21 protein-coding genes are annotated in these 23779 nt (G+C 62.7%); 14 read left to right on the forward strand and 7 right to left on the reverse strand.

Annotation, left to right across the window (positions count from 1 at the left end; genetic code table 11):
• The first annotated feature begins 91 nt into the window (after window positions 1–91).
• Complete coding sequence (locus tag PBR20603_RS08335; protein WP_246174484.1) at window positions 92–778, forward strand: CoA pyrophosphatase; 687 nt, start codon at window positions 92–94, stop codon at window positions 776–778.
• Between the two features lie 135 nt (window positions 779–913).
• Entirely contained in the window at window positions 914–1852 is a 939-nt protein-coding gene (locus PBR20603_RS08340) for a CobD/CbiB family protein (protein WP_150559083.1), read from the forward strand.
• A 77-nt stretch (window positions 1853–1929) separates the two neighbouring features.
• Here the strand turns inward: PBR20603_RS08340 and rsgA are convergent, their stop codons facing one another.
• A complete protein-coding gene (gene rsgA, locus PBR20603_RS08345) occupies window positions 1930–2871 on the reverse strand; it encodes a ribosome small subunit-dependent GTPase A (RefSeq protein ID WP_150559084.1) in 942 nt (313 codons plus the stop codon).
• The gene (locus tag PBR20603_RS08350; protein WP_150559085.1) at window positions 2868–4115 is read right to left on the reverse strand and encodes a M48 family metallopeptidase; all 1248 of its coding nucleotides are present in this window, start codon (window positions 4113–4115) and stop codon (window positions 2868–2870) included. Before PBR20603_RS08350 ends, rsgA begins: the two co-directional genes overlap by 4 nt.
• Before the next feature lie 102 nt (window positions 4116–4217).
• On the opposite strand from PBR20603_RS08350, the gene orn reads away from it, so the two are divergent.
• Entirely contained in the window at window positions 4218–4856 is a 639-nt protein-coding gene (orn, locus tag PBR20603_RS08355; RefSeq protein ID WP_150559086.1) for an oligoribonuclease, read from the forward strand.
• Between the two features lie 93 nt (window positions 4857–4949).
• Here the strand turns inward: orn and mog are convergent, their stop codons facing one another.
• Together mog and yjgA are read right to left on the reverse strand one after the other, a co-directional pair.
• The gene (mog, locus tag PBR20603_RS08360) at window positions 4950–5570 is read right to left on the reverse strand and encodes a molybdopterin adenylyltransferase (protein WP_150559087.1); all 621 of its coding nucleotides are present in this window, start codon (window positions 5568–5570) and stop codon (window positions 4950–4952) included.
• A complete protein-coding gene (yjgA, locus tag PBR20603_RS08365; protein ID WP_150559088.1) occupies window positions 5570–6178 on the reverse strand; it encodes a ribosome biogenesis factor YjgA in 609 nt (202 codons plus the stop codon). Before yjgA ends, mog begins: the two co-directional genes overlap by 1 nt.
• A gap of 115 nt (window positions 6179–6293) precedes the next feature.
• On the opposite strand from yjgA, the gene pmbA reads away from it, so the two are divergent.
• The 7 genes from pmbA (at window position 6294) to PBR20603_RS08400 (ending at window position 14339) form a co-directional block, all read left to right on the forward strand.
• Complete coding sequence (pmbA, locus tag PBR20603_RS08370) at window positions 6294–7652, forward strand: metalloprotease PmbA (RefSeq protein WP_150559089.1); 1359 nt, start codon at window positions 6294–6296, stop codon at window positions 7650–7652.
• A gap of 219 nt (window positions 7653–7871) precedes the next feature.
• Window positions 7872–9023 (forward strand): ABC transporter substrate-binding protein, encoded by a 1152-nt coding sequence (locus PBR20603_RS08375; RefSeq protein WP_042115362.1) that lies wholly within the window; start codon window positions 7872–7874, stop codon window positions 9021–9023.
• Between the two features lie 130 nt (window positions 9024–9153).
• The gene (locus PBR20603_RS08380; RefSeq protein ID WP_150559090.1) at window positions 9154–10035 is read left to right on the forward strand and encodes a branched-chain amino acid ABC transporter permease; all 882 of its coding nucleotides are present in this window, start codon (window positions 9154–9156) and stop codon (window positions 10033–10035) included.
• 13 nt (window positions 10036–10048) lie between these two features.
• Window positions 10049–10924: a branched-chain amino acid ABC transporter permease gene (locus PBR20603_RS08385; RefSeq protein ID WP_150559091.1), complete on the forward strand. Its 876-nt coding sequence runs from the start codon at window positions 10049–10051 to the stop codon at window positions 10922–10924.
• 18 nt (window positions 10925–10942) lie between these two features.
• The gene (locus tag PBR20603_RS08390) at window positions 10943–11743 is read left to right on the forward strand and encodes an ABC transporter ATP-binding protein (RefSeq protein WP_150559092.1); all 801 of its coding nucleotides are present in this window, start codon (window positions 10943–10945) and stop codon (window positions 11741–11743) included.
• On the forward strand, window positions 11740–12453 hold the full coding sequence (locus PBR20603_RS08395; protein ID WP_150559093.1) for an ABC transporter ATP-binding protein: 714 nt from the start codon (window positions 11740–11742) through the stop codon (window positions 12451–12453). The genes PBR20603_RS08390 and PBR20603_RS08395 overlap by 4 nt, the downstream gene beginning before the upstream one ends.
• Window positions 12454–12926: 473 nt before the next feature.
• Window positions 12927–14339, forward strand: a complete 1413-nt coding sequence (locus tag PBR20603_RS08400) for a sensor domain-containing diguanylate cyclase (protein WP_150559094.1) — start codon at window positions 12927–12929, stop codon at window positions 14337–14339.
• A gap of 53 nt (window positions 14340–14392) precedes the next feature.
• Here the strand turns inward: PBR20603_RS08400 and PBR20603_RS08405 are convergent, their stop codons facing one another.
• Genes PBR20603_RS08405 through PBR20603_RS08415 form a run of 3 tightly spaced genes read right to left on the reverse strand, consistent with a single transcriptional unit; the run spans window position 14393 to window position 16841 of the window.
• Window positions 14393–14881, reverse strand: a complete 489-nt coding sequence (locus tag PBR20603_RS08405) for a dihydrofolate reductase (RefSeq protein WP_150559095.1) — start codon at window positions 14879–14881, stop codon at window positions 14393–14395.
• Window positions 14878–15672 carry a thymidylate synthase gene (locus PBR20603_RS08410; RefSeq protein ID WP_150559096.1) on the reverse strand — a complete coding sequence of 265 codons (795 nt, stop codon included), beginning with the start codon at window positions 15670–15672 and terminating at the stop codon, window positions 14878–14880. Before PBR20603_RS08410 ends, PBR20603_RS08405 begins: the two co-directional genes overlap by 4 nt.
• Before the next feature lie 59 nt (window positions 15673–15731).
• Window positions 15732–16841: an ABC transporter ATP-binding protein gene (locus tag PBR20603_RS08415; RefSeq protein WP_150559097.1), complete on the reverse strand. Its 1110-nt coding sequence runs from the start codon at window positions 16839–16841 to the stop codon at window positions 15732–15734.
• 271 nt (window positions 16842–17112) lie between these two features.
• Here PBR20603_RS08415 and PBR20603_RS08420 point away from each other — a divergent pair, with 271 nt between their 5' ends.
• From PBR20603_RS08420 to PBR20603_RS08435, 4 genes are all read left to right on the forward strand, one after another.
• Complete coding sequence (locus tag PBR20603_RS08420; RefSeq protein ID WP_174977844.1) at window positions 17113–18903, forward strand: ABC transporter permease; 1791 nt, start codon at window positions 17113–17115, stop codon at window positions 18901–18903.
• 558 nt (window positions 18904–19461) lie between these two features.
• A complete protein-coding gene (locus tag PBR20603_RS08425; protein ID WP_150559098.1) occupies window positions 19462–20385 on the forward strand; it encodes a LysR family transcriptional regulator in 924 nt (307 codons plus the stop codon).
• A gap of 161 nt (window positions 20386–20546) precedes the next feature.
• Window positions 20547–21623 (forward strand): ABC transporter substrate-binding protein, encoded by a 1077-nt coding sequence (locus PBR20603_RS08430; RefSeq protein ID WP_174977845.1) that lies wholly within the window; start codon window positions 20547–20549, stop codon window positions 21621–21623.
• Window positions 21624–21751: 128 nt separating this feature from the next.
• A complete protein-coding gene (locus tag PBR20603_RS08435) occupies window positions 21752–23779 on the forward strand; it encodes an aconitase family protein (RefSeq protein ID WP_150559099.1) in 2028 nt (675 codons plus the stop codon).

The raw sequence follows: 23779 nt of genomic DNA on the forward strand, positions 1-23779 counted from the left end.
GAATTGCCATGGGGTTGGCATTTTCTTCGTGTGTACGCATTTTTAGCTTCCTCGCTAAAATAGCGAAGTTCTTCCTCGTTCAAAGGTCTACGTGGCGCCACCTCTTATCCTGCATCCTGAAGCGTTACCCATCGTCTCGACGGGCGAAGGGGAGCCCGCGGTGCCGGCGCAGCGGTTGACCCCCGAAGCGTTACGAGACCGCCTTGCCAGCCCGCCGATCTGGACGCCGGAATCGGGCGCTGTCGAACTTGTCTCCCCGTCGCTGTTCACGCCACGTGCCGCTGCCGTGCTAGTGCCGCTGGTCATGCGTCCGCATGGCACCACGGTATTGCTGACCCGGCGAACGCAGCATCTCAGCACACACGCGGGACAGGTGAGTTTCCCCGGCGGCAGTCGCGAGCCCGATGACCCCACGCCGATTGCCACCGCCTTGCGCGAGTCGCGAGAGGAGATCGGGCTGGATTCGGGGGCGGTGGAAGTGATCGGCAGCTTGCCTGACTACGTCACCGGGACGGGCTTTCGCGTTGCTCCGGTCGTGGGCCTGGTCAAGCCTCCGTTTGATCTCGTGGCCGACGCGGGCGAGGTGGACGAGATTTTCGAGGTCCCGCTCGATTTCCTGATGAACCCCGCGCATCATCAGATTCGTGTCTTCAACTATCAAGTGGGCGAGCGCCGTTTTTATGCGATGCCTTATCCGAAGCCGACGGGTGGTGAGTATTTCATCTGGGGGGCGACGGCCGGCATGCTGCGTAACTTCTATCAACTTCTGCGGGCCTGACGCGAAAGGCGAATCGTTTTCGCGAATTGTCTGCTCGAATGGTGAAGTGAGTGCGTCGCAAAGGCGCTAGGGGCGGGCATTCGCGAGAAGCTGTGCTATCGTTACACCATTCCGTCTGGTGATCTGAACGCACGCATGACATTCTTTTCGGTACTCCTCGCGCTGATCCTCGAGCAGGTGCGTGCGCTCTCCACGCAAAACCCGATCTACAACCTGATTCGCTCCCACGCGACCCACACGTCGCAGACCTTTGATGCGGGGCAGCCGCGTCATGGCGTGCTGGCTTGGCTGGTCGTGGTGTTGCCATTTGTACTGGCGGTCGGCGTTATCTACTACCTGCTCATGCGGGTCAACATTTTCCTGGGCTTCGCGTGGAATGTGTTCATCGTGTATCTGACGATGGGCTTCCGGCAGTTCAGTCATTATTTCACCGACATTCACGTTGCGTTGAACAACGACAACGTGAACGAAGCGCGTGAGATTCTGCGTCAGTGGATCGGTATCGACACGGTCGACATGCCGGTGGACGAGATCGTGCGGCATACGCTGCTGCATGCGGTCATTGCTTCGCATCGCCACGTATTCGGCGTGTTCTTCTGGTTCCTGATGCCGGTCGGTCCGGCGGGGGCGGTGCTATACCGCCTCGCGGAATATCTGTCGCGCCGCTGGACGGAAAACGTGCCGGATCGCAGCCCGGCATTCGGTGCATTCGCACGTAAGGCGTTCTATGTGATCGACTGGGTACCGGCGCGATTGACGGCCATCGGATTCGCGATCGTCGGTAACTTTGAAGACGCGATCTACGCATGGCGTCACTACGCAAAGCAGTGGCCGAACGAAAACGAAGGCATTCTGCTGGCGGCCGGTAGCGGTGCGCTCGGCGCGCGACTCACCGGGCCGCTGGCGGAGGTCTCCAGCGTCGACGCACTCAATCAAGGCGACGACGCGGTTCTGCCGGTCGGCAGCGAGTGCACGCCTCGCACGCTTCAGGCGGCGGTGGGTCTGGTGTGGCGGGCCGTCCTGCTGTGGATGCTGCTGCTGTTGCTGCTGACCCTCGCCGTCTGGCTGGGCTGACGTTCAAGCAACTGCCGCTCATAAAAAAACCCCGCTGAAGCGGGGTTTTTTGTTGCGGGTCGGGGTAGGGAGAAGCGTCAGTAAGGAATCTGTTGCTCCGACTCGTGAACGAGCTGCGCATACAGCGCGTGCCGCTGCTGCGAGATTTGTCCGTCGGCGACGGCTTCGAGAATGGCGCAACCCGGCTCTTTCAGGTGATGGCAGTTGTAGAACCGGCACCCAGTAAGCAGTGGACGAAACTCGGGGAATGCGCGCTCCAACGCCCCCTCTTTGAGGTGATGCAGACCGAACTCCTGAAAGCCCGGCGAATCAATGAGCAGGCCGCCTTCGGGCAGATGGAAGATGCGCGTGAAGGTGGTCGTGTGCTTACCGGAGTTCAACACCGTGGAGATTTCACGGGTCGCGGCATCGGCATCGGGTACAACGAGGTTCACGAGGCTGGACTTGCCCATGCCGGACTGTCCAAGCAGCAGCGATGCCTGATGTGCGAGACGCGGCAGCAGCAACGCCTTCGCCGTTTCCGGATCGGCGCGCACGGACAGCTCCAGCACCTCATAACCCAGCGCGCGATACGGCGCCAGACGCTCACGTGCCGTGGGCAGGGCGTCGGTCACATCGGTCTTGTTGAGGACGATCAGCGGCCGCAACGCATTGGCTTCTGCCGCAACGAGCGCGCGGCCCAGCAGATCTTCGCTGAAGTACGGCTCGGTCGCCAGCATGATGACCAACTGGTCGATGTTGGCCGCGAAGAGCTTGCTTTTGAACTGGTCCGAACGATAGAGCAAATTGCGTCGCGGCAGAATCTCTTCGATGACCCCCTGATCGCCGGTGCGCGCCCAGGCAACTTCGTCGCCTACCGCTATTTCGCTCTTCTTGCCGCGCGGAAAGCACAGCACCGTCTCGCCATCGTCAGCTTCCACCACGTAGTGACGGCCGTGGGCTGCAGCCACGCGGCCGTGGCGTCGTTCCTGTGCGGTCGTCTCGACCGGCGTGGCTCCCCCCTTGCTGCTTCGCTTCATGCGTGCCCCAGCAGACGGTCGATACGCTGGGATGCAGGCGGATGCGAGTAATAGAACGCGGTATAGACGGGGTCGGGCGTCAGCGTCGACGCGTTGTCCTGGTACAGCTTCACGAGGGCGTTGACCAGATCGCTGGCTTGCGTCTGGCTGGCGGCAAAGGCGTCGGCCTCAAACTCATGTTTGCGAGACGTCAGGCTACTCAGCGGGCTCGCGAAGAAGCCGAACACCGGCAGCACAAGGAAGAACAGCACCAGTGCCAGCGCATTGTTGCTGCCGGTCATCGACGGCATCACCCCGAGTTCGGTGTAGAACCAAGTGCGTCCGGCCAGCCACCCTAGCAGGGCGAGGAACGCCAGCGACAACGCGAAGGCGACGATCAGACGCTTTGTGATGTGGCGACGCTTGAAGTGTCCCAGCTCGTGCGCCAACACGGCTTCGATTTCTGCGGGCGAGAGGCGCTCGATCAGCGTGTCGAAGAACACGATCCGCTTGGCGCGGCCGAAGCCGCTGAAGTAGGCATTGCCGTGCGCCGAGCGTTTCGAGCCGTCCATCACAAAGAGTCCGCGGGCCGCGAAACCGCAGCGCTGCATCAGTCCTTCGATGCGCTGTGCCAGCGATGTGTCCGAGAGTGGCTCGAACTTGTTGAACATCGGTGCGATGACGTGCGGGAAGATGAACTGTACGAACAAATTGAAGGCGACCCAGACGATCCACGCGTACAGCCACCACAGCGGCCCAGCGCGTTCCATCAGCCACAGCACGACGAAGAGCAGCGGCAGCCCGAGCACGACGCCGACGGCTGTGCCCTTGATCATGTCGACGATGAACAGCCCGAGCGACATGCGGTTGAAGCCGAAACGCTGTTCGATCACAAATTGCCGGACGTAAGTGAAGGGCAGGTCGACGAGGCCGGAAATCAGCAAGACGGCGGCAATCAGCGCGATCTGGCCCACATAGCCTTCACCGAGCCATTCCGAAATGCCGATATGCAGCAGGTTCAGTCCGCCGAGCAGCGTGAATGCGACGAGCAGCACCGCCTGAGCGAAGATCTCCGCCATGCCCAGACGCGTCCGGGCGACCGTGTAATCGGCGGCGCGCTGGTGATCGGTCAGCGTGATCGTGTCGGCGAATCGCTCGGGGACGGCGGCTCGGTGGGCGACCACATGGCGAACCTGACGGGCGGCCAGCCAGAGCTTGGTCATGACCATCGCCAGCAGGAAGATCACGAAGAGATAAGTGAACATGCGCTTTAGGAGAATCTGAAGTATGCGAGAATTATAAGTTCTTTCGACCGGCCAGGCGCCGTGCCGGTCGCCCATCGGTGTGTTTTCCAGAGTCTTCCGATCATGTCTGTCATTCCGTCCCAAAATCCCACGTCTGCCGCTGCCGAGACGACGCTCGCACGCGCCGAGTTCAATTTGGTCTGGCTCGACATGGAAATGACGGGTTTGCAGCCCGATAGCGACCGGATCATCGAGGTGGCGGTCGTCGTCACGGATTCTGCGCTGACGCGTCGCATCGAGGGGCCGGTCTTCGCGATCCATCAGTCGGACGCCACGCTCGATGGCATGGACGACTGGAACAAGTCGACGCACGGGCGTTCGGGCCTGATCGACCGCGTGAAGGCTTCGACCGTCGACGAAGCGTCGGCCGAAGCCCAGTTGATCGAGTTCCTGTCCCAATATGTACCGCCGAACAAGTCACCAATGTGCGGCAACTCGATCTGTCAGGATCGCCGCTTCATGGCACGTTACATGCCCAAGCTCGAGGCGTTCTTCCACTACCGGAATCTGGACGTCAGCACGCTCAAGGAGTTGTGCCGCCGCTGGGAGCCGACGATCTACAAGGGCTTTACCAAGCGCGCGGCCCACACGGCGTTGGCCGACATTCACGAGTCGATCGATGAATTGGTGTACTACCGCGAGCATTTCCTGAAGACGGCCGTGCCCGGCGCATCAGACGCCACGACATCGGCCCAGGTTTGATGTCTGAAGTATGAAAAAAACGCCAGCGAAACCGCTGGCGTTTTGTTTTGGGTCACGGAATCGGATGGCCCGGAAATTCAGGCTGGCGGACTGTCACACCGATTTCGGTGCGCGAATCGCGCTCTTGGGGCGGAACGCCTTGCAGATGCCTTCGTTGGTCTCGATGTAGGGGCCGCCAATCAGGTCGATGCAGTACGGCACGGCGGCGAAAATACCAGGTACGACGGATTTGCCGTCTGCGTCGCGCAGTCCTTCGAGCGTTTCCCTGATCGACTTGGGTTGTCCGGGCAGATTGATGATGAGGGCAGCGTGGTTTGCCGTCTCGCGAATCACGGCCACCTGACGCGACAGGATCGCCGTCGGCACAAAGCGCAGACTGATCTGGCGCATCTGTTCGCCGAATCCGGGCATTTCCTTTGTGCCTGCCCGCAGCGTGGCTTCCGGCGTGACATCGCGCCGCGCCGGCCCGGTGCCGCCGGTCGTGAGCACCAGATCGCACGCCAGGGTGTCGACAAGGTCGATCAGCGTGGCGGTGATGCCATCGGCGTCGTCAGGAATCAGGCGGGTTTCGGCCACCCATGGCGAGACGAGGGCGCCGCCAAGCCATTCCTGAAGTGCCGGGATGCCCAGATCCTCATAGGTGCCCTGGCTCGCCCGGTCGCTGATCGAGACGAGACCTACGCGGAGTTCGTCCGGATGTGAGCGGGCGACCATCAGTCTTCCTCGCGGGTCGGGAATTCCGGCAGATCGTTATCGGCATCTTCCGAAGATTCGGCAGTGCTGGACGATCCCGTGCCCAGCAGATCCTTGAGGGCCTGAAACAGTTCGCGGAAGGCCTTGGGCGGCTTTTGCGCGGCCTGCTCGCGACGTGCGTTGCGCACCAGCGTGCGCAGTTGCTGGGCGTCGGCTTCCGGGTGCTGGGAGAGCAGTTCGGTGAGGGCCTCGTCCTTGGCCAGCAGGCGTTCGCGCCAGCGTTCGAGGGCGTGCAGTTTGGCCGTTTCTGCCTTCGAGACGCCGTTGATGATGTCCAGGGCGCGGCGAATCGCCTCGACTTCCGACTCGTCCAGGGTGCGCATTTGTTTGCCGACGTACTGCATTTGGCGGCGGCGGCCTTCATGCGCGGTAATCTTGCGGCAGTCCCGGACGGCGCGTTCGAGGTTTTCGGGCATGGGGACGCGGGCGAGCGCGTCCTTGCCAAGGTTGACCAGTTCTTCACCCAGATCCTGCAGGGCATGCGACTCGCGCTTGCGCTGGGATTTGCTCGGGACTTCGTCGGCGAGCTCGCTGTGGGCGATACGGTTAAAGCGTTGAATGTGCGTCATGGGCGCTATTGTAACGCGGCGCGCGCCGTCCAAATAGTTGCTGGGCCCACGCACGACGGTGCGCAAGTCGCGCTAAGATGGCGGTTCCTATTCAGCCACTGACCGAATCGCGCAGATGTCCCAAGCGACCCAGCACTTCACGCATACCCAGGATCAACTCAAGGAAATCGTCAGCGACGTATTGCAGTACGCCCGTTCGCTCGGCGCAACCGATGCGGCGGCCGAGATCTCCGAGGGCGACGGTCTGTCGGTCTCGGTGCGGCGCGGCAAGGTCGAGACCATCGAGCGCAACCGCGACAAGCTCGTGGGTGTCACGGTCTTCATCGGCCAGCGCCGCGGCAACGCCAGCACGTCCGACTTCTCCCGCAAGGCATTGCACGACACGGTCGATGCCGCCTTCAACATTGCGCGTTTCACTGCGGAGGACGATTGTGCCGGGCTCGCCGAGTCCGAGCTGCTGGAAATGCATCCGCAGGACCTGTCGCTGTTTCACCCGTGGCGTATCACTGCCGACGAAGCGGTTGAGCTGGCGCGTCTTGCCGAGAAGGCGGCGCTCGATGTGAGTCCGGTCATCCGGAATTCCGAGGGCGCCAGCGTGTCGGCCCAGCATTCGCAGTTCATGCTGGGGACAACGCGTGGTTTCCTCTCGGGCTATCCGTATTCGCGCCATTACCTGTCGGTCTCGCCCATCGCCGGTTCGGGCAGCCATATGCAGCGTGACGATTGGTATTCGTCCAAGCGTGCCGCCGGGGATCTGGCGTCGCCCGAAGCGGTTGGCCGCTATGCCGCCGAACGTGCGCTGGCTCGCCTGCATGCCCGCAAGCTCTCCACACGCAAATGCGCGGTGCTGTTCGAGGCACCGCTCGCCGCCGGTCTGTTGGGGGCGTTCGTGCAGGGCGTGAGCGGTGGCGCGCTGTACCGTAAGGCCACATTCCTTGTCGACACGCTGGGCAAGCCGGTGTTTGCCGACCACGTGGGTATTCATGAAGATCCGCATGTGCCGCGCGCCATGGGCAGCGCCCCGTACGACGAGGAAGGCGTGAAGACGCGTGCCCGCGATGTCGTGAGCGACGGCGTGGTGCAGGGGTACTTCCTTTCGACGTACTCGGCCCGCAAGCTCGGTATGCAGACGACTGGCAACGCTGGCGGCTCGCATAACCTGCGCATGTACAGCAAGCTCACGGCACCGACCGACGATTTCCGGGCGATGTTGCGCAAGCTGGGCACGGGCCTGCTCGTCACCGAACTGATGGGGCAGGGCGTGAACTACGTGACGGGTGACTATTCGCGGGGCGCGTCGGGCTTCTGGGTCGAGAACGGTGAGATTCAGTACCCGGTCGAGGAGATCACGCTGGCGGGCAACCTGAATGACATGTTCCGCCAGATCGTTGCCATCGGGGCCGACACGCTCGTGCGCGGCACCAAGGAAGTCGGATCAATCCTGATTGAGCAAATGACCGTCGCCGGTCATTGATGCTGCAAAAAGGCGTTATGGCGCGATAAACGCGTTGCATTTATGCGCCATAACGGGGCAAAAACCCATTTGCCATGTCCGGCGCAGGCAGTTTGCGTTATGCTTAGGAGTTTTCTTAAGCCGTGGCTTAAGAACGGACACGGTAGTTAGGGTTAATGGGCGCGCTCATAAGGCGCGCCTTCTCATAACTAGAGACTAGGTATTGGAGGAAGAGGACTCATGAAAAGCACCATGACCAAGTTGCTGAGCGCGCTTGTCGCTACGGGGATGGTGGCTGCGGCCCACGCAGCCGATCTGAAGATTGGCGTGGCCGAAGCACTGTCGGGCGGTGCTGCGCAGTATGGCGCAGCCATCAAGAATGGTTTCCAGCTTGCTGCTGACGAAATCAACGCCGCTGGCGGCATCAATGGCAACAAGCTCGTACTGCAGGTCGAAGATGAGCAGGGCAAGAAGGAAGAGGCGATCAACGTCTTCAAGAAGCTGATCTTCCAGGACAAGGTGCTCATGGTGTTCGGCCCGACGCTGTCGAACTCGGCACAGGCTGCCGATCCGATCGCGCAAGCCGGTAAGACGGTGGCGTTCGGTACGTCGAATACGGCCGACGGCATTACGTCGATCGGCGACTTCATCTTCCGCAATTCGGTGACGGAAGCCGACGTGCTGCCGGAGACCATCAAGGTCGCGGCCAAGCACACGGGCATCAAGAAGGTCGCGGTGCTGTACGGCAACGACGACGTGTTCACCAAGAGCGGCTATGACAACTTCAAGAAGGCGCTCGAGGATCTGAAGATTCCGGTCACGACGACCGAGACGTTCGCCAAGGGCGACGTGGACTTCAAGGCGCAGCTCACGAAGATCAAGGCGAGCAACCCGGACGCGATCGTGCTGTCGGCGCTGATCGCCGAGGGCGCGCCGATCATGGTGCAGGCGCGTCAACTGGGCATCAACGTGCCGTTCATTGGCGGCAACGGTATGAACTCGGTGAAGGTGTTCGATCTGGCCAAGGGCAGCTCGGACGGCCTGTGGGTGGGTAGCCCGTGGTCGATCGAGAACAACACGCCGGCCAACACCAAGTTCATCGGTGCCTACAAGGCGAAGTACAACGTGGCTCCGGATCAGTTCGCAGCGCAGGCATATGACGCGATGTATATCGCGGCGGGTGCGATCAAGAACGTGAAGATCTCGGGCAACCTGGAAGCTGACCGCAAGGCACTGCGCGACGCGCTGCCGAAGGTTACGCACGAAGGTGCTACGGGCAAGTTTGCGTTCCGTCAGGCCATGGGCAAGAACGGCAAGCCGGCCGGCTACGATGCACAACAGGCACCGATCGTCAGTGTGACGAAGGGTGGCAAGTACGTCATCGAGAAGTAAGCAGCCCGGCAGTACTTGAAGAAGTCCGCATGGGCGTAGGGCCGAAAGGCGCTACGCCCATCGGCGTTTCTGGCGCACGGCGTACCCCCTTACGGCGCGTGCCTCCGTCCCTCAGGCTGGAATACACACCATGCTGGAACAGCAACTCGTCAACGCGCTCTCCCTAGGGTGCGTGTACGCCTTGTTCGCGCTCGGGTTCACACTCGTGTTCGGCATTCTTGGCGTTATCAATCTTTCGCACGGCGCGGTCTTCATGGTCGGCGCCTATGCGGCGCTGCAAGCCGTCGTGCGCCTTCATCTGCCGCTGTGGGCGGCCATCCTGACGGCGGTGATCGTTGCCGGTCTGCTTGGCTTGCTCATCGACGTGCTGGTGCTCAAGCCGTTGCGCAAACGCGGCGCGCCTCACCTGATCCCGATGATCGCCACCATTGGCGTGGGCATTTTGCTCAACAACGGTGTGCAGGGCATCTTCGGTGCGGAGAATCTGCGTTTCCCGTACGACGTCGTGTCGCAAGAGACCCTTACGGTCGCTGGCGTTCACATGACCGTACTCGAACTCGCGATCATCTTCATCTCGTTTGCGCTCATGGCCGTGCTCATCACCACGATCAAGAAGACGCAACTGGGTCGCGCGCTGCGAGCCATTGCCGAATCGCCGAAGGCGGCTTACCTGCTCGGGATCAACGTCGAGGGCCTGTTCCTGGCGACGTCGTTCGCAGCGGCCGGCCTGGGCGGTATGGCGGGTGTGCTGATCGGGCTGTACTCCAACGCGGTATTCCCGCTGATGGGGCAACCGATGCTGCACAAGGGTATTGCGGTGATCATTCTGGGCGGTATGGGCGACATTCGTGGCGCGATGATCGGAGGCTTGTTCCTGGGCTTTGCCGAGGTCATGTCGGTCGCGTACATCGGTTCGAACATGCGCGACGCTGTGGCGTTCGGCCTGCTGTTCCTGATCCTGCTGGTGCGTCCGCAGGGGTTGTTCGGCAAAGTGCTCGAACGCAAAGCGTAATCACGGGGGCGCAATGGACTGGTTCAATAATTTCTGGGCGGTTTACAGCAATCTGGTGCTGACTCTTGGCACCAATGCGCTGCTGGCCCTGTCGATTTACCTCACGCTCTCGTGCGGCATGCTGGCCATGGCCAACGCGGCGTTCATGGGCATTGGTGCGTATACCGCCGCGTTGCTCACGATGAACTACGACACGCCGTTTGCGGTGTCGCTCGCGGGTGGCATGGCTGCGCCGGCGCTTGTCGCGTTCATCATCGGCAAGCCGACGCTGCGTCTGTCGGGCGTGTATCTGGCGATGGCGACGCTTGGCTTCGGCGAAGTCGTGCGTGTGCTGATTCTCAATACCGAAGACTTGACGGGGGGGGCGCTTGGCCTGAACGGCATTCCTCAGCTCACGCAGTGGTGGCACGTGGCGGGGGCAGTCGTGATCGTTCTTGCCGTGCTGTGGCGACTGCGCCGCTCCAAGGTTGGCCGAGCCTTCGAGGCCATCAAGGAAGACGAGACCGCCGCGGGCCTCATGGGCATCAACGTCACGGGTTACAAGATGCTGGCGTTTGTGCTGGGGGCGGTGCTTGCCGGGTTGGCAGGGGCGCTCAATGCGCATCTGACGTTCTTCATCGGGCCTAACGAGTTTGGTTTCGACCGTGGCGTCGAGATTCTGACCATGGCAATTCTTGGCGGTATCAACGGTCTGGTGGGCCCGGTACTGGGCAGCACGATTCTCACGTTGTTGCCTGAGTTGCTGCGCGCGTTCAATGACTTCCGCCTTGTGGTCAACGGCCTGATCCTGGTGTTGATCGTGCTGTTCTTGCCCAAGGGTATCTGGGATCCGATGCGATTTCGCCGTTGGTTCCGTGCCGACAAGGCGCGTTCGGCCTCTTCCACGTAAGCGGACGGGGGACACGACATGCTAAAGCTTTCCAATATTTCCAAACGATTCGGTGGATTGCACGTTCTGCAGGACGTGAACATTGAGGTGCCGCAAGGCACCATCTTCGGCCTGATTGGCCCGAACGGTGCGGGTAAGACGACGGTATTCAACCTGATTACCGGCCTGTTGCAGCCGACTGGCGGCAGCATCACGTTTGGCGGTGAGAGTCTTGTGGGGCAGAAGCCGCACAAGATCACGCAGCGGGGCATTGCCCGCACGTTCCAGAACATCCGCATCTTCAAGGAGATGACGCTGATCGAGAACGTGGTCGTTGGCATGCACCGCCATCTTTCCTATGGCCCGGCCGGCTTGTTGCTCTCGCTGCCGGGTTTCCGGGAGATGGAGAAGCGTTCGCGCGAGCGCGCCCATGAATTGCTTTCGTGGGTGAAGCTCGATCACAAGGCGTACGACATTGCGGACAACCTCTCGTACGGCGACCAGCGCAAGCTTGAGCTGGCGCGGGCACTTGCGACGGAGCCCAAGTTATTGCTGCTTGACGAGCCGGTGGCGGGCATGAACACGGGCGAGAAGGTGGATCTCATGAGTGAGATCGAAAACATCAAGGCGCGTGGTTACACGATCTTCATGATCGAGCACGACATGCGTTTCGTGATGGGCCTGTGCGAACGTATCGCGGTGCTGAACTTCGGCCGCATCATTGCCGAAGGTAAGCCTGACGAGATCAAGCACAACCCGCAGGTCATTGAAGCTTATCTTGGTCGTGATGACGACGACGATGCGGCTGCGCTTGCGGCTGGCGCGGAGGACAAGGCATGAGCGCGCTGCTTGAAGTGAAGGGCCTGAAGGTGGCCTATGGGCATATCGAAGCTGTGAAGGGCGTCGATTTCTCGTTGCGCGAGCACGAGATTACCTCACTCGTGGGGGCTAATGGTGCGGGCAAGTCGACGACGCTGTTAGCTTTATCTGGTCTCATCAAAAAGCAGTCTGGTTCGATCCTTTTCGAGGGTGAAGAGATTGGTGGCCTGCCGCCCAACAAGATCGTGCAGCGCGGTTTGGTGCAGGTGGCTGAGGGTCGGGCCACGCTCACGACGATGTCGGTGCGCGAGAACCTTGAGCTTGGTGCGTACACGCGTCGGGACAAGCAAAACGTGAAGCCGGATCTGGACAAGGTGTTGCAGCGTTTTCCGCGATTGGCGGAGCGAATCGACCAGATGGCGGGCAATCTGTCGGGTGGTGAGCAGCAGATGTTGGCGATTGGTCGTGCGTTGATGGCGCGTCCGCGTTTGCTTTTGCTGGACGAGCCGTCGATGGGGTTGGCGCCGATCATCGTGCAGGGGATCTTTAGCACGTTGAAAGAGATCAATGCGGATGGTTTGACGATCTTTCTGGTGGAGCAGAACGTGCGTCAGGCGTTGAAGATCGCGCAACATGGCTACGTACTGGAAACCGGCAAAGTGGTGTTGGAAGATACGGGCCGTAACCTGCTGGGCAATCCGCGTGTATTGGAGGCGTACCTGGGCGGCTGACGGCAAGAAAAGAGAGAAGAGCAATCCCCCCTGAATACAAGGGGCGGAAAAGAACAAGCAGGCGACGTAAATCGTGCGGCGTCGACGGGTTATCTGACGATAGCTGGTCGGCGCTTTTTTTTGTGTGGCGGGTAAAGAAAATGCTGAAGAATCCCGAGGGCGAGGGCCAGGGAGAAGGTCAGGGGAGAGGGAGGAGACGGATCGGGGCCCCTTTCTGCAGCGAGTTGGGTTTATGTCTGAGAGGCGGAAAGGGGCCCCGATCCGTCTGGAGGGAGGTGTTGAGGGGGGAAGAAAAGACGCGTTAAGCGCGTATCAATGAGATATCAAAGAGGCAAACGGGCAGACAAAAGGCGCATTGGCACAGGGCATGAATTGGTGCATGCTGCGACTAAACGGCAGTCGGAAGGATGGCATCTCGGGGTTGGTAAGTTGTGAAGTTTGAAAGGGACTTCGAACGAAAAAAAAGGGATGACATGGACGGCTTTCTAATGGAGCGGGCGTCGCGGGGGCAGCGGGTATTTGCTGGCTGCCTGGCGATATCGATCGTTGCCGCCTTGATATTGGCGGCGCCGCGGGCGACGGCGGTGTTGCCTGCTGTTGTGCCATTTTTGCCGATGTGTGGTTTGACGGTGTTCACGACGGCGACGATTGCGTCGTTTCTGTTGGCGGCGCAGTTTCAGGTGAGTCGATTGCCGGTGTTTGGGCTGCTTGCGGGGGCGTATGCCTTCACGGCGTTGACGGTCGCGATGCAGTTATTGACGTTCCCCGGTCTGTTCTCGCCGCAGGGGTTATTTGGCGCATTCCCGACGACATCCGGCTGGATCTGGGCGATTTGGCACGGTGGGTTCCCTGCGCTTGTGCTCATCGCCATGGTTTCGCGGCGACTTTTCGCGCCGCGGTCCGTGACGCAATTGCCGCCGGCGGGGCGTGCGTTGTGGTTATTCGTCGGTTTGCCGTTGGTCGTGGGGGTGTTGCTTTGTGTGACGGTATTGGCTGTGCCGTTGCCGCCCGCGTTGTCGCCGGCGACGGCACCGGGCGACTTCTCCGTGCGCGGTGCGGGTGTGGTGTTGCTCGTGGTGAATTTTGGTGCGCTGGGCGCAGTACTGGCGATCGGCCGTCTGCGGACGGTGTTGGATCTCTGGATGGCGCTGGCGGTCCTCGCGTGCGTGACGGACACCGTGCTTAGTTTGTTGAGCACTGTGCGATTCTCGCTGGGCTGGTACCTTGCCAGATTGTTCAGCATGTCGGCACCGGGACTGCTCGTCTGCGTGCTTGTGTGGGAGGTTACGCGGTTGTATCGCGACCTGACCCGGGCGCATCTGCGACTGATTGAATACAGCAACCGCGATGCGCTCACGGGCATCTTCAATCGTCGATACTTCAACGACCGGTTTCCGCGCGACTTCGAGCAGGCTCGCCGCTCGGGGCAACCGTTATCGCTGTTGATGATCGACGTCGATCACTTCAAGCGCTACAACGACGAGTACGGGCACCCTATGGGTGATCAGTGTCTTGAGCAGGTGGCGCTGGCCATTATGCGGGCGACGCATCGTCCGGCGGATCTGGTGGCGCGTTACGGTGGAGAAGAGTTCGTGATCGTTCTGCCGGAAACGGATGAGAATGGTGCGTACTTCGTCGCGACACGCGTGACGGAGAGCGTCCGGGCGCTGGCGAAACCCGCTCCGGGTCCGCGAGGGGTCGTGACCGTGAGTGTTGGGTGTGCGACACACGTGCCCCGGCATGGCGCTGTTAGCGATACGCCTGCGCGCCTGATTGCACTGGCCGATGAGGCGTTGTACACCGCCAAGCGTCTTGGCCGCGACCGCGTGCATGTGTCCGAGGGCATTGCGCTGGCGGATGAAGGGGTGCGTGGCGCGGCGACCTGAGCGCCTGACCCGGAGGATCGGTGGAAGCGCGGCGCGCGCGTGCGCGCCGCAAATCAAATCCGTTCGTAGGTCACGAACGCATAGTCGAAGTCGTTCGGCGCGGGGGAGTGGTGCGTCTCGCGTGCCGTCTCTTGCCATTGGGTATTGGGCAGATCGGGGAAGCGTGCATCGCCTTCGAAGGCCTTGGCAATCTCCGTGACGATCACCTTGTCTGCGCTCGCCAGCGATTCCGCGTACAACTGCGCGCCGCCGATCAGGCAGATTTCTTCGACACCTGCGCACAGCCGCATTGCGTCAACGAGCGAGTTGGCCACTTCGCAGCCATCGATCTTCAGATCGGGGTTGCGCGACACCACGATATTGCGGCGTCCCGGCAGCGGACGGCCGATCGAATCATAGGTTTTGCGCCCCATGACGACCGGCTTGCCTAGCGTCGTGCGCTTGAAGTGGGCGAGATCTTCCGGCAAACGCCAGGGCAATTGATTGTCGCGCCCGATCACGCCGTTTTCGGCGCGGGCGACGACCAGCGTCAGAATCGTCATACGGCCACCGGCGCTTTGATGTGCGGATGCGCTTCGTACCCGACGATCTGGAAGTCTTCGAACCGGTAATCGAAAATCGAATCGGGCTTGCGCGCGATCTCGAGCTTCGGCAGCGGGAACGGCTCACGCTCGAGCTGCGTGGCGACCTGCTCCAAATGGTTGTTGTACAGATGGCAGTCGCCGCCTGTCCACACGAAATCACCGACATCCAGCCCGGTTTGTTGCGCCATCATGTGCGTGAGCAGTGCGTAGCTCGCGATATTGAAAGGCACACCGAGGAAGATGTCCGCACTGCGCTGGTAGAGCTGGCACGACAGCTTGCCGTCGGCCACGTAGAACTGGAAGAACGCGTGACACGGCGGCAGCGCCATGCGGGGAATCTCGCCGACATTCCATGCGGATACGATCAGGCGGCGCGAATCGGGCGTCGTGCGGATTTGGTCAACGAGTTGCGTGATCTGGTCGATGTGACCGCCGTCGGGCGTCGGCCACGAGCGCCATTGCGCGCCGTAGACCGGGCCGAGTTCACCGTCGGCATTGGCCCATTCGTTCCAGATGGATACGCCGTTTTCCTGCAAATAGCGCACGTTCGTGCTGCCCTGCAGAAACCAGAGGAGTTCGTGCACGATGGACTTGATGTGCACCTTCTTGGTCGTGACGAGCGGGAATCCTTCCTGCAGGTCGAAGCGCATCTGATAGCCGAACACCGAGCGCGTGCCCGTGCCCGTGCGGTCGGTCTTGTCTGTGCCATGTTCAAGTACATGGCGCATGAAGTCGAGGTACTGTTTCATAGGCCCATCCGTTTTGGCGGATTTTACCAGCCTCTGAGTGACGGTGCGCTGCCGGCGCGTCAGACCGCGCTGGCGCTGGCCGCGAACGCCACCGGATGTCCCACCGTCAGGCGCAGCCCCACGCGCTCACCGGCTTCGTGGGTCAACTCGCCGTCCACGCGGGCAATCACCTCACGGCCCGAGGCCAGACGCAGCGTGTAGAGCTGATCAGCACCACGGAACGCACGCCTCACGAGCGTGGCTTCGAACGGACTGGCGGGGTCGTGCGCAATGTCATCCGCTCGCAGCAGAACGTCGACGTTCACCGGATAGGCGTCTTTCACGGCGGCGCGCAGCAACTTGTCAGCCAGTGCTGGCGAGACGGAAATTTCCCCGAGTTCGAGCGAGATGCCGCCGCCATCGGCATTGCCCCGGAACGTGCCCGGAATCAGCGTGCCGCGCCCGATGAAATCCGCCACCGCACGATTGGCTGGCGTGCGCCACAACTCTCGCGCGGGCGACCACTGGGCAATCGCACCCGCGTGCATGACCCCGATGCGATCGGCCATCGCAAAGGCTTCGTGCTGATCGTGCGTGACGAGAATCGCTGTCGCGCCGCTCGCCCGGATGATCTCGCGCACCTCCACGGCCAGACGCTCACGCAGTTCGAGATCGAGGTTCGAAAAGGGCTCGTCGAGCAGCAGCAGGGCCGGTGAGGGGGCCAGCGCGCGCGCGAGTGCCACGCGTTGCTGCTGGCCCCCCGAGAGTTCGTGCGGGTACTTTCGCAACGCCCCCGCCAGACCGACTCGTTCGGCGAGCCTCTCCACCCGGTCCCGACGCTCGGCTCGCGTCATGCGCCCGAGGCCAAAACCGATGTTCCGGGCGACATCCAGATGCGGAAACAGCGCGTAATCCTGAAACACCACGCCCACGTGACGGCGCTCGGGCGGCTCGCTTAACTGCGCGTTGGCGACCTCATGACCGTCGAGCACGATACGCCCGCCTGCCAGCGGCTCGAAGCCGCACACGGCGCGCAGCACCGTCGTCTTGCCGCAGCCGGACGGGCCGAGCAGGCAGCCGATCTCGCCGCGTGCGAGCGATAACGACAGGTCACGAACGGCCGTGTGGACTTGGCCGGCCGCGTCGTAATTCACGGAGATATGGTCGAGCAGCAGATAAGGCAGGGGCATCGGCGTGCAGTAGCGTGTGTCGACGCAAGCGCGTCAACGGAGAGAGCAACGAAGGCGAGTCGGGGGCTTTGCCCGGCGGCCGGGCACTTTCTGGTGCCGGCCGCGTCAGAGTCCCAATCGCGAATGCGTATAATTTACAACGTTTTAGACCGGTGAATGTCTGCCGGTTCCCTGCGGCGAAGCGAGGCGCACGGCGACGGGCCGTCGCTGGCGTGCTTGCCCGCCGCACCTGATCGTCCACCCATTCACCGATACCCCTCACGGTTTGCCGATGTCATCGACGCCTCCGTCACGCGCCGCCACTGATTCTTTTTCCGTCGATGCTTCGACCGGGCCGAACGATCCGATCGGCGGCCGGGTCACGTCCGCTGCGCTGGCTGGGACGGCACCGGCACCATCACCCGGCCGTGGGCCTTACGTCGCCCGCCGCGGGCAAGCCGGCCGGCGCTCCGGCGTGTGGGCGTGGCGGCTGGTGGCGTGGGTTCCCGCCCTGATCGTTCTCGTGCCGATGTTCGGCATCGTGGCGGCGCTGGGCGCGGGAGACGCACACACGCGCGCTATCCTCGTCCACATGCTCGATACGGTGCTGCCCGAGTACGTACTCAATTCGCTGCGTATCTCGCTGGCGGTGAGTGCCGGCGTGCTCGCCATGGGCGTGGCGAGTGCCTGGCTGGTGGTGCACTACGCGTTTCCCGGACGGCGCCTGCTCGAGTGGGCGCTGATCCTGCCGCTTGCGATGCCTGCATACGTCACCGCCTACGCGTACACCGACTTCCTCCAGTTCGCCGGCCCCGTGCAGAGTGCCTTGCGCACGCTGCTCGCGGTCGAGCGCGTCGCGTGGTTTCCCGAAATGCGCTCGTGGTACGGGGCGGCGTGGGTCTTCACCGGGGCGTTCTACCCCTACGTCTATTTGCTCGCGCGCACGGCATTTCTGGAGCACAGTCAGCGCTTTTTCGAAGCGGCGCGCACGCTCGGGTGTACGCCCATGCAAGCGTTTGTGCGCGTGGCGTTACCGCTGGCGCGACCCGCCTTGGTCGCGGGCGTGGCGCTCGTGCTTATGGAGACCCTCGCCGACTACGGGGCGGTCGCCTACTTCGGGGTGCCCACGTTTACGACTGGCATCTACCGTGCCTGGCTGTCGATGGGCGACCGGGTGGCGGCGGCGCAACTCTCTGCGTGTCTGCTGTTGGCTGTGCTCGTCTTGTTGATTGCGGAAGCCCGTAGCCGGGCGCGACTGCGCTATTACGGGGCACCGGGACGGGCACCGACGACATCACGACGGACCCGTCTGCAAGGCGCACACGCGGTGCTGGCGACGCTCGCCTGTACGGTGCCGCTCATCATCGGCTTCGTGCTGCCGGCACTCATCATGCTGCGGCTGGCGGTCTCCGAACTGGATCAGGTGCCTTGGCCCCGTTATGGCGAATGGGTCTACAACACCGTGCGCCTGGCGGCCGCGGCGGCGCTTGTAGCGAGCGCCGCGGCCGTTGTGCTCGGTTATGCCCAGCGACTGGCGCCGGGACGCGTGACCCGCGTCGCCGTGCGCCTCGTGGGCGTGGGCTACGCGATCCCGGGGGCGGTCATTGCCTTGGGTATTCTCACGCCCGTGCTGCATCTGGACACCTGGCTGGGCAACGCATTCGGGGCCGATGGGCTGGTGCTGGCGGGTACCAGCGGCGTGCTGATCTATGCCTATGTCGTACGGTTTCTGCCGGCGGCACTGCAAAGTGTGGACGCCGGTTTCGCCCGCATCGCCCCCAATCTTGACGCCAGCGCCCGCAGCCTCGGCGTGGGCGGCTGGTCGATGTTGCGCCGGGTGCATCTGCCGCTACTGCGCGGCAGTGTGCTGACGGCGGCATTGCTAGTGTTCGTTGACGTCATGAAGGAACTCCCCGCCACGCTCGCGCTGCGGCCGTTCAACATGGACACGCTGGCGGTCGTCACCAGTCATCTTGCGGCCGACGAGCGCCTCGCCGAGGCCGCCGTGCCCGCCCTGACGCTCGTGCTCGTGGGCCTGCTTCCGGTGCTGGTGCTTGCTCGGGCCATTGCGCGGCGCGCCTGAACGCGCACGACAGACCGCCGGCCGCGTTATCTCTTGAAATGTTTGGTGGTTGCCGCCCCGATAGCGCCGCACTATAGTCAAATCAGACCCGGCAACGAAACCGGGATGATTGAGCGTCAACAAAATGATTGCGATCGTCATTTGCAAATGTTGGCTGTTCATGGCCTTGGCGTCGGCACCCCCGCCTGACGTATCGTTCGACGCGGCAGACGGCGGCTGGAGTGCCGTTCTGTTAGCGGGAGCGATGCGCTAGCAGTTGTCCTGGGAGGGGCCGGCGCAGGCAGTGAAGACGGACGCCCGGTGTCCGATGGCAGCGTGCAACCTGTCGGCTTGAAGTCGGTTTCGTGTCGTTCGACGCCTGATGCGTTCTCCCCCCTGAGTCGTCGAACTACCGTTTTCCCCGATTTCGCACTCGCCGCCGCGCTTTCATGATGCTTTGCGAGCGTTTGTTTGTCGGTTCGGTGTTGTTTTCCTGTGTCGTGAGGGGCGGTCGCGAGTGGCATTTTTGCCACGTGCACCGCAAAATCGCTGTCAATGCAGTGCCTTCGGGAGATGGGCATGGCGCTATGGCGGATCGATCTTGTCTCGTTGCGACTATTCGTCGCCGTTTGCGAAGAGAGCAGTATTGCCCGCGCGGCCGAGCGCGAATTCATCGCGCCGTCGGCCGTCAGCAAGCGTATCAACGACCTCGAGTCACTCGTCGGTTCGGCACTCCTGCAGCGGCACAAGTGGGGGGTGCGGGCTACCCCGGCAGGCGAAGCCTTACTGCATCACGCGCGCAATGTGCTGCGCAGTCTCGAAAAGATGCAGGGCGACCTGTCCGAGTACACCAGTGGCGTACGCGGCCACATCCGCATCTTCGCCAACGTTTCCTCCATCGTCGAAACACTGCCCGATGAACTCGGGGCTTTCCTGCGTCGCCATGACGGAGTGAAGGTCGACCTCGAAGAGCACACCAGCGCGCAGGTTGTGCGCGGTGTGGCGGATGGCGCCACGGACATCGGCATCTGCTGGGATGCCGTCGACACCCGTGACGTCGAAGTCTTTCCCTACCGCAACGACCAGATTGTGGCCGTGCTTCACCGTGAACACCCGCTTGCCTGCGCAGAGCAGCTCGGGTTCGTCGAAACACTCGATTTCGATCATGTCGGTGTGCATCCGGACAGCGCCATGTACACCGTGCTGCGGCGGCTGGCCGCCGAGCAGGGCAAGACTGTCAAATTCCGCATCCATGTCTCGACGTTCGAAGCCGTATGCCGCATGGTGCGGGCCAATCTCGGGCTGGCGGTGGCGCCACGCGAGGCTGTCGGCATCTATTCGCAGGTGACGGACGGGGAGGCGCTGCGCATCGTGCCGCTCACCGATCCGTGGGCACAGCGGCGTCTGATTGTATGCGTGCGCCGCTACGACGCCTTGCCTGTGGCGTCGCGCATGCTGGTCGACCATTTGTGCGCACGTAACGTAACAGGGGGTAACGCATGATGCGTTGTGAGGCAGGAAGCATCGTGATCGGCGATGTCTGGCATGCCGAAACACAACTTGTCGCGGCACCGGGGGCAGCGGATGCTTTGGGGGCCGATAGCGATTCCGGCCGGCGAGCCGGAGCGCGCCTGTGTCCCGCACAGTGCGGGAGGAGACACGCGATGACACATGCTGAAGCGCGCCGTGTGCGCGATGCCGTGGGACGTCTGGTCCTCGTTCTCACGTTGATTGCGCTGGGTCTCGTGGCATTGAGCCTGAGCGCCGGGGCGTCTGCCGCGCCCGCGCAGCCGCTTGAAAAGCCAAAGATCACGATTGCCGTGGGCGGGAAGCCGGGCCTCTATTACCTGCCGCTGACCATCGCCGAGCAACTGGGCTACTTCAAGGACGAAGGCCTTGATGTCACCATCGACGACTTCGCTGGTGGCTCGAAGGCGCTGCAGGCGGTTGTCGGCGGAAGCGCGGATGTGGGCACCGGCGCATTCGAGCACACGCTGCTGATGCAGACCAAAGGGCTGACCTATCAGTCGTTTGCGGTGCTGGGCGCCGCACCGCAACTGGTGCTCGGTGTGGTGAAGGCCAAGGCCGGCGAGGTCAAGTCGGTCAAGGATCTGAAGGGTATGCGCATCGGCGTGAGTGCGCCGGGGTCGAGCACGCACATGCTGGTGAACGTGGCCCTTGCGAAAGTGGGGCTCAAGCCGAGCGACGTGTCCATTGTCGGCGTCGGAAGCAATGCGACGGTGGTCGCCGCCGCGCGCGGCGGACAGGTCGATGCGGTCTCCAACGTTGATCCGATGATGACGTTGCTGCAGGAGTCGGGCGACCTCAAGGTGCTCGTCGATACGCGTACGCAGGCGGGCACCCGAGCCATGTTCGGCGGGCCGATGCCGGCGGCCGTGATGTATGCGCCGCAGAGCTTCATTCAGAAGAACCCGAGGACGGTGCAGGCCCTGGCCAACGCTATCGTGCGGGCCGACAAATGGCTCCAGCGCGCCTCTGCCGCCGATCTCCTGAAGACGGTGCCAGAGCCCTATCTACTGGGGGACAAGACGCTTTATCTGAAAGCCTTCGCCAACTGCCGCGAGGCATTTTCGCCGGATGGCATGATGCCCGCCGACGGTCCTGCCACGGCATTGAAGGCACTCGCTTCGTTCACACCTGAGGTCAAGCCGTCGCAGATCCGGCTTGGCGACACGTGGACTAACGCTTTCGCAATACAGGCGAATCGGCAGTACCCCTGAGCGTCTGCTGACGAACGCGCGTTTGGACGTCATGACTTCACTTTCTCCACGTGGCCGCGCGACAGTTCGGCACGGAACTTGCGACCGAATCGGGTGAACCCATGCGGGAACATTCGAGGAGCGATCTCATGCAAGCCACCGTACAACTGAATGGACGCGTGCTGTGGTTGAGCGACCGTGCCGACGCCATGACCCGGCAACTGGCAGGCGAGTCATTGACCCGGGCCGAAGCCGGCCCCCTGCGCGACCAGATTTCCACTGACGAGATGACGCCCGCATGGGCGTGTCTGGCGTTCGACGAAACGCTGGGCGACTACGTCTATGTCGGGTTGCGCTGCAGTGAAGATGCGATGGATCCTGCCGGCGTGTTTCCCGTCCGGCCGAAGGCGGTGCGCGAAGGCGGTTTCGCGGTGTCGGTCGCGGGGCTGCGCCGGGGCAAGGGATCGTCGCGCGAGGCCAGTCCGTTTGCTGAGTGGTGTGCGGGGATTCGCGTGGTGATCGCGGAGAGTTTCGAGCGCATCTACGCGCAGAACTGTCAGAACCTCGGACTGCTGATGTCGACCGACCTCGCGCTGGCCGAGCGCTTGCAGGCCGGTGAAGCCGTGCCGATCGAAGCCTTTCTCGAGGACTGCGATCCACTGGGCGAGGCCATCGTGCGCAGCGGGGGCCTGTTCGGCTATACGCGACGCCGCCTGGCGGGGGACACCGTTGCGCCGCGCCCAGCCCATGCGCCGGGTGCGATGACCTACGGCGAGAAGCTCATCGCGAAGGCGCTGGGCGTGGCTCGCGTGCGTGCGGGAGACGCCGTGTTTGTCCCTGCCGACTGGCGTTTCTCCCATGAGTATGTGACGCCGATGGCCGTGAGCTTCCTGCGTCACGCCTTCGGCGATGCGGTGCCCGCGTTGCACGATCCGGCGTCGATGATGTGCTTCGAGGACCACCTCACGCATCTCGATGCCGTGTCTGCCGACGGCAGCCGGCCGCCGCCGTTGGTGGATGCGGCGAGGCGTCTGGGGGCAGTACAGCGCGAATTTTGTGTGCAGCACGATCTGCGTCTGCACGGGCGAGTGGCTGGTGGCGGCTCGGAAGGCATCTGCCACGCCCTGATGCTCGAACGTTATGCGCTGCCGGGGCAGGTGATCGTCGGTACCGATTCGCACACACCGCATTGCGGTGCTGTCGGCGCATTTGCGTTCGGCGTAGGGGCAACGGAGATGGCGAACGCCTGGCTGACCGGAGACGCACGTCTGGCGGTGCCCGGCACCTGCCTTGTGCATCTGCGCTCGCGTTTGCCTGAGGGCGTGGGGGCGAAGGATCTGGCGCTGCATCTGCTGCATCTGCCGTATATCCGCGACGGTCGCGCCATCGGGCAGATTATTGAATTCGCCGGTGAAGCCGTGGCTCACCTGTCGACTGACGAGCGAGCCACGCTGACCAATATGGTCGCGGAGATCGGCGGGCTGACGGGGCTGGTCGTGCCCGATGCCGAGACGGTCCGGTACCTGCGCGAGCGGCGCGGCATCGACTTCACCCTGGCGCCATGGATGACCAGCGATACGCAGGCGTCGTATGCCCATGTCATCGAGATCGATTGTGCGCGTCTCGGGGCGATGGTGGCGAGTCCGGGCGATCCGGGCAACGGTGTGGCACTGACCGATCTGACGGCGGTGGTGCCCGTCGATATTGCGTACGGCGGGTCGTGTACGGGCAGCAAGCGTGACGACCTGCGGGCGTGTCATGACGTGCTGGCGTGGGGGCTTTCGCAAGGGCATCGCGTGGCCGATGGCGTGCGCTTCTATCTGCAATACGGCAGTGAAGACGTGCGGACGTGGTGCGAGGCACAGGGCTACACCGAAGTGTTCAAGGCGGCAGGGGTGACGATGCTCTCGCCGGGATGTGGCGCGTGTGTGAACGCCGGTCCGGGCGTGTCTCGTGCGCCCGGTGAAGTGGTGATCAGTGCGCAGAACCGGAATTTCCCCGGCCGTTCCGGACCGGGACAGATGTGGCTGGGCAGTCCGGCCACCGTGGCGGCAAGTGCCTTGGCGGGGTACATCGTCGGCTTCGATCAACTACGACGCGACGGATTCGTCTCGCATGCCGTGAGCACGCCGGGCCGGCCGTGTGGCGAAGTGTCGCAAGCGGGTTCGGGAGGGTAG

It is taken from the genome of Pandoraea bronchicola (genome assembly GCF_902459805.1).
Taxonomy (GTDB): domain Bacteria; phylum Pseudomonadota; class Gammaproteobacteria; order Burkholderiales; family Burkholderiaceae; genus Pandoraea; species Pandoraea bronchicola.